The organism is uncultured Marinobacter sp. (assembly GCF_963974375.1).
Lineage (GTDB): Bacteria > Pseudomonadota > Gammaproteobacteria > Pseudomonadales > Oleiphilaceae > Marinobacter.
On the sequence record NZ_CAXBDN010000270.1, the window covers coordinates 1 to 5772 of the forward strand.

General features: G+C 58.9%; 5 protein-coding genes. 4 read left to right on the plus strand and 1 reads right to left on the minus strand.

Going from position 1 to position 5772, the window contains the following annotated elements; all coding sequences use genetic code 11:
- Nucleotides 1-242, minus strand: a 242-nt coding sequence (locus tag AAC035_RS17900; protein ID WP_339806457.1) for a sugar phosphate nucleotidyltransferase, incomplete at its 3' end; no start/stop codon positions are given.
- A 241-nt stretch (nucleotides 243-483) separates the two neighbouring features.
- On the opposite strand from AAC035_RS17900, the gene AAC035_RS17905 reads away from it, so the two are divergent.
- The 4 genes from AAC035_RS17905 to acnD form a co-directional block, all read left to right on the plus strand.
- Nucleotides 484-1161 (plus strand): GntR family transcriptional regulator, encoded by a 678-nt coding sequence (locus AAC035_RS17905; RefSeq protein WP_339806458.1) that lies wholly within the window; start codon nucleotides 484-486, stop codon nucleotides 1159-1161.
- 31 nt (nucleotides 1162-1192) lie between these two features.
- Nucleotides 1193-2080 (plus strand): methylisocitrate lyase, encoded by an 888-nt coding sequence (prpB, locus tag AAC035_RS17910; RefSeq protein ID WP_339806459.1) that lies wholly within the window; start codon nucleotides 1193-1195, stop codon nucleotides 2078-2080.
- Between the two features lie 38 nt (nucleotides 2081-2118).
- On the plus strand, nucleotides 2119-3252 hold the full coding sequence (gene prpC / locus AAC035_RS17915; RefSeq protein ID WP_339806460.1) for a 2-methylcitrate synthase: 1134 nt from the start codon (nucleotides 2119-2121) through the stop codon (nucleotides 3250-3252).
- A gap of 278 nt (nucleotides 3253-3530) precedes the next feature.
- Nucleotides 3531-5772: Fe/S-dependent 2-methylisocitrate dehydratase AcnD (gene acnD, locus AAC035_RS17920; RefSeq protein ID WP_339806461.1), on the plus strand; the 2242-nt coding region annotated here is incomplete at its 3' end.

Genomic DNA, 5772 nt, shown 5'->3' on the forward strand with positions numbered 1-5772 from the left:
TTGCCACTGCCGGCAATCTGATGCTCCAGCTCGTAGCTGATGTCGAAATGATCTTCAATGGCCCGCTTGCCACGACCGGTAACGAAACCGAATTCATGGATACCCGCGTCGGCAGCTTCTTCAACGCCGTACTGCACCAGCGGCTTGTTTACAATCGGCAGGATTTCCTTGGGCATGGCCTTGGTGGCCGGCAAGAAACGGGTGCCGTAACCGGCGACAGGGAACAGACATTTCCTGATCATGGAGCTTCCTTTTTCAATTTCGATACATGGATAGAGGGCTGCAACCCACCGTCAGCGGGCTAAAACGTGATGCCGATCAACAGTGTACCGGACTTCTTGATAAATCGGGAGGGCCAGACTGGTATGATTAAGCAAGCTGATTGTTGGCAAGATATGTAGTGCTATCTGATGAATTGTTGACAAAAACGTCCTTCTGGCGTAGTTTCGACTTGAAATCAGCCCCTATTGTTGACAAATAACCATGCTGGCAACGAATCAATCTCAAACCCGGGCCGACGACGCCTTTGATTGTCTGCAAACAGCCATTGTAAAAGGTGATCTGGTTCCCGGTGAGAAAATCGGTGAGGTAGAGCTGTGCGATCGCTTCAACCTGACCCGTGGCCCCTTGCGGGAGGCTCTGGGGCGTCTTGAATCCCGCGGTCTGTTGATACGCCGCCCCCACGCCGGCGTCAAGGTAGTGTCGGTCAGCGCCGAGGAACTGATGGAGCTGTACCGCATTCGCGAGGTAATGGAAGGACTGGCAGCGCGCCAGGCGGCGGAACGGATGACCGAACAGGAAATCGCGGATCTGATGGCCACCCTCGACAGTCACGAAACCATGATCGAGCAGGTCCGGGGCCAGGCCTATTACCAGGCGGAAGGGGATTACGATTTTCATTACCGCATCGCCACCGGCAGCCGCAACACCAAGCTCGCACAAATGCTGCTGGGTGATCTTTACTACATGGTACGCATGTACCGCTATCGCCTGAGTACATCCGCCGGCCGCCCCCACAAAGCTCTGGGTGAGCATCGTCGTATTGTGGAGGCCATCGCCCAGCGAGACGGCGAACTGGCCGAATTCCTGATGAAACGACACATTAATGCAGCCCGCCAGAATATTGAGAAAAAGATTCAAGAAGGCCTTTTAACCATTTGATCATAAAGAATATAAGACGAGGTATTTTGATATGAGCAGCAGACTGTCCGCCGGAGCACGATTCCGCAAAGCCCTGAAAGAAAACACCCCCCTGCAGATCGTGGGCACCATTAATGCCTACACCGCCATGATGGCGGAGCGGGTAGGGCACCAGGCCATTTACCTGTCCGGCGGTGGCGTCGCCAATGCCTCCTACGGGCTGCCGGATCTGGGCATGACCAGCCTCAACGATGTCATCGAAGACGTCCGTCGCATCACAGCGGCCACAGAGGTACCGCTGCTGGTGGATATCGATACCGGCTGGGGCGGCGCCTTCAACATTGGCCGTACCATCAAGGAAATGGAACGTGCCGGTGCTGCCGCCGTGCACATCGAAGACCAGGTGGCCCAGAAGCGCTGCGGCCACCGTCCCAACAAGGAAATCGTCTCCAAAGACGAGATGGTTGATCGCATCAAGGCCTGTGCCGATGCCCGTCAGGACGAAGATTTCTTCATCATGGCCCGTACCGACGCCTTCCAGAAAGAAGGTCTGGAAGCCGCTATCGAACGGGCCCAGGCCTGTGTTGAGGCGGGTGCCGATGCCATCTTCGCTGAAGCCGTTACCGAGCTTGAGCACTACAAGGCGTTCTCCGATGCCCTCGACGTGCCGATTCTCGCCAACATTACGGAATTTGGTGCCACCCCCCTGTACAACCGCAAGGAACTTGCCGAGGCCGGTGCCGATATGGTTCTGTACCCCCTGAGCGCCTTCCGTGCCATGAACAAGGCCGCACTGGCGGTGTACCAGAATATTCTTGATAAAGGCGACCAGAAGGACGTGGTAGATACCATGCAGACTCGCATGGAACTCTATGATTTCCTTAACTATCACTCGTTTGAGCAGAAGCTGGATGAACTCTTCCAGCAGAAGAAAGACTGACAGCGACTGACAACCTATTCTGATTGAGGAGAACAACAATGGCTGAAGCAAAAAAACTGAGTGGCGCAGGCCTGCGTGGTCAGGTCGCTGGTGAAACGGCCCTGTGTACCGTGGGTAAAACCGGTTCAGGTCTGACCTATCGCGGTATTGATATCCGCGAGCTGGCCGACAACGCCAAATTCGAGGAAGTGGCCTACCTGCTACTTCGCGGCAAGCTGCCAAATCAGTCCGAGCTGGACGCCTACCAGGAAAAACTGAGCGGCCTGCGCGGTCTGCCGGATGCCCTCAAAACCGTGCTGGAGCAGATCCCGAAAGACGCCCACCCCATGGACGTGATGCGCACCGGCTGCTCCATGCTGGGTAACCTGGAAACCGAGAAGAACGACTTCTCTGACCAGTTGGATCACATCGACCGGATGCTGGCGGTGTTCCCGTCCATCATCAACTACTGGTACAACTTCGCCCACAAGGGCAAGCGCATCCAGACCGACACCGCAGCAGACTCCATTGCCGAGCATTTCCTGTGGACCCTGCACGACGAGAAGCCGGATCCCCTGCACGTGAAGGTGATGCACGCGTCGCTCATCCTGTACGCCGAGCACGAATTCAACGCCTCTACCTTCACCGCCCGGGTCTGTGCCTCCACCCTGTCGGACATCCATAGCTGCGTGACCGGTGCTATCGGTTCCCTGCGTGGTCCGCTGCACGGTGGCGCCAACGAAGCCGCCATGGCGATGATCGAGAACTGGAAATCCGCCGACGAAGCGGAAGAAAAAATCATGGGCATGCTGGCCCGCAAAGACAAGATCATGGGCTTTGGTCACGCCATCTACAGCACCTCGGATCCCCGCAACGCCATCATCAAGGAATGGTCCGAGAAGCTGTCGAAGCAGGTGGGTGACACCGTGCTTTATCCGGTCTCCGAGCGGGTCGAAGCGGTCATGTGGCGCGAGAAGAAACTGTTCTGCAACGCCGACTTCTTCCACGCCTCCGCCTATTACTTCATGGGCATTCCCACGGCGCTGTTTACCCCGATCTTCGTCTGCTCACGGGTCGCCGGCTGGACCGCCCACGTGATGGAGCAGCGCGCCAACAACCGCATCATCCGCCCGAGCGCCGACTACACCGGCCCGGAACATGCGGACTGGGTGCCCATCGAGAAGCGCTCGTAACGACTACTGATTAGCCACGGAATCCACCGTCCTTCGACAGGCTCAGGACGAACGGGGTCCAAGGTCCGACACCCGTTCGCCCTGAGCCAAAACTCCGTTCGCCCTGAGCCCGTCGAATGGTGTGATCACCGGACGCGGAGTTGTGTCCTTCGACAAGCTCAGGATGCACGAGGCGTTTGGCTCAGGGTGAAAGCACCGTTCGCCCTGAGCCTGTCGAAGGGCGCGTGGCTCAGAGCAAGCGGAATCCGTAGCCAAAACCTTTTTCAGAAGGCCAAGACATGAACACCCAATACCGTAAAAAACTCCCCGGCACCGACCTGGACTACTTCGACACCCGCGAGGCCATCGAAGACATCCAGCCCGGCGCCTACGACAAACTGCCGTACACCTCACGGGTGCTGGCCGAGCAGCTGGTTCGCCGCTGCGATCCGGCAGACCTCACCGATGCCCTGAAGCAGTTTATCGAGAACAAGCAGGACCTGGATTTTCCCTGGTACCCGGCCCGTGTGGTCTGCCACGACATTCTGGGTCAGACCGCGCTGGTGGATCTGGCCGGTCTGCGTGATGCCATTGCCCTGAAGGGCGGTGATCCCGCCAAGGTCAATCCGGTAGTACCCACTCAGCTGATCGTGGATCACTCCCTGGCGGTTGAGCACGCCGGCTTCGAGAAGGACGCCTTCGAGCTTAACCGCGCGGTGGAAGACCGTCGTAACGACGACCGGTTCCACTTCATCAACTGGACCAAAACCGCGTTCAAGAACGTGGATGTGATTCCGCCGGGCAACGGCATCATGCACCAGATCAACCTGGAGAAAATGTCTCCGGTGGTTCAGGTGCGTGACGGCGTGGCCTTTCCGGACACCTGTGTCGGCACCGACAGCCATACCCCGATGGTGGACGCCCTGGGCGTCATTTCCGTAGGTGTGGGTGGTCTGGAAGCCGAGAGCGTGATGCTGGGCCGAGCCTCCATGATGCGGGTGCCGGACATCGTCGGCGTCGAGCTGACCGGCAAGCTGCAGCCGGGCATCACCAGTACCGACATGGTGCTGGCTATCACCGAATTCCTGCGCAGGGAGCGGGTGGTGGGTGCCTACCTGGAGTTCTACGGTGAAGGCGCAGACAGCCTGACTGTGGGCGACCGGGCTACCATCTCCAACATGACCCCGGAATACGGCGCTACTGCTGCCATGTTCTACATCGATGGCCAGACCATCGACTACCTGAAGCTGACCGGCCGTGAAGACGACCAGGTTGCTCTGGTGGAACAGTACGCCAAGCACACCGGCCTCTGGGCCGACAGCCTGAAGACCGCCGAATACGGACGTATCCTGCGCTTTGATCTGTCCAGCGTTGCGCGCACCCTGGCAGGCCCTTCTAACCCCCACGCCCATCTGCCCACCTCCGAACTGGCGGCCCGTGGCATAGCCGGCAAGTGGGAGAAGGAAGAAGGCCTGATGCCGGATGGCGCCGTGATCATCGCCGCCATCACCAGCTGCACCAACACCAGCAACCCCCGCAACATGGTTTCCGCCGGTCTTATCGCCCGTAACGCCAACAAGCTGGGCCTGACCCGCAAGCCCTGGGTGAAGTCCTCCCTGGCGCCGGGCTCCAAGACCGTCAAGATGTACCTGGAAGAAGCCAACCTGCTGTCGGAGCTGGAAAACCTCGGCTTTGGCGTCGTGGCCTTTGCCTGCACCACCTGTAACGGCATGAGTGGCGCCCTGGATCCGGTTATCCAGAAAGAAGTGGTGGACCGTGATCTTTACGCCACCGCGGTACTGTCTGGTAACCGCAACTTCGATGGCCGCATCCATCCCTACGCCAAACAGGCGTTCCTGGCCTCGCCGCCGCTGGTGGTTGCGTACGCCATCGCCGGTACCATCCGCTTCGATATCGAAAAAGATGCCCTGGGCTACGACAAGGACGGCAACCCCGTCACCCTGAAAGACATCTGGCCCAGCGATGAAGAAATCGACGCCATCGTCAAGAAATCGGTGAAGCCGGAGCAGTTCCGCGCCACTTACATCCCCATGTTTGATGTGACCCGGGAAGCCCAGGCGCAAACCGATCCGCTGTACGACTGGCGCAAAATGAGCACCTACATCCGCCGCCCGCCCTATTGGGAAGGCGCGCTTGCAGGCGAGCGCACCATGAAGGGCATGCGGCCCCTGGCGATACTGCCGGACAACATCACCACCGATCACCTGTCGCCTTCCAACGCCATCATGATGGACAGCGCGGCCGGTGAATACCTGCACAAAATGGGTGTACCGGAGGAAGACTTTAACTCCTACGCCACCCACCGGGGCGATCACCTGACCGCCCAGCGGGCCACCTTCGCCAACCCCAAGCTGATCAACGAAATGGCGGTGGACGAGAACGGCAAAGTGCAACAGGGTTCCCTGGCGCGGATCGAGCCGGAAGGCAAGGTCACCCGCATGTGGGAAGCCATCGAAACCTACATGGAACGCAAGCAGCCGCTGATCATCATCGCCGGCGCCGATTACGGCCAGGGCTCGT

What these genes read in the sequence shown, in the direction of transcription:
- prpC (WP_339806460.1), top strand. Translation starts at nt 2,119, where the DNA reads ATGGCTGAAGCAAAAAAACTGAGTGGCGCAGGCCTGCGTGGTCAGGTC.
- prpB (WP_339806459.1), top strand. Translation starts at nt 1,193, where the DNA reads ATGAGCAGCAGACTGTCCGCCGGAGCACGATTCCGCAAAGCCCTGAAA.
- AAC035_RS17905 (WP_339806458.1), top strand. Translation starts at nt 484, where the DNA reads ATGCTGGCAACGAATCAATCTCAAACCCGGGCCGACGACGCCTTTGAT.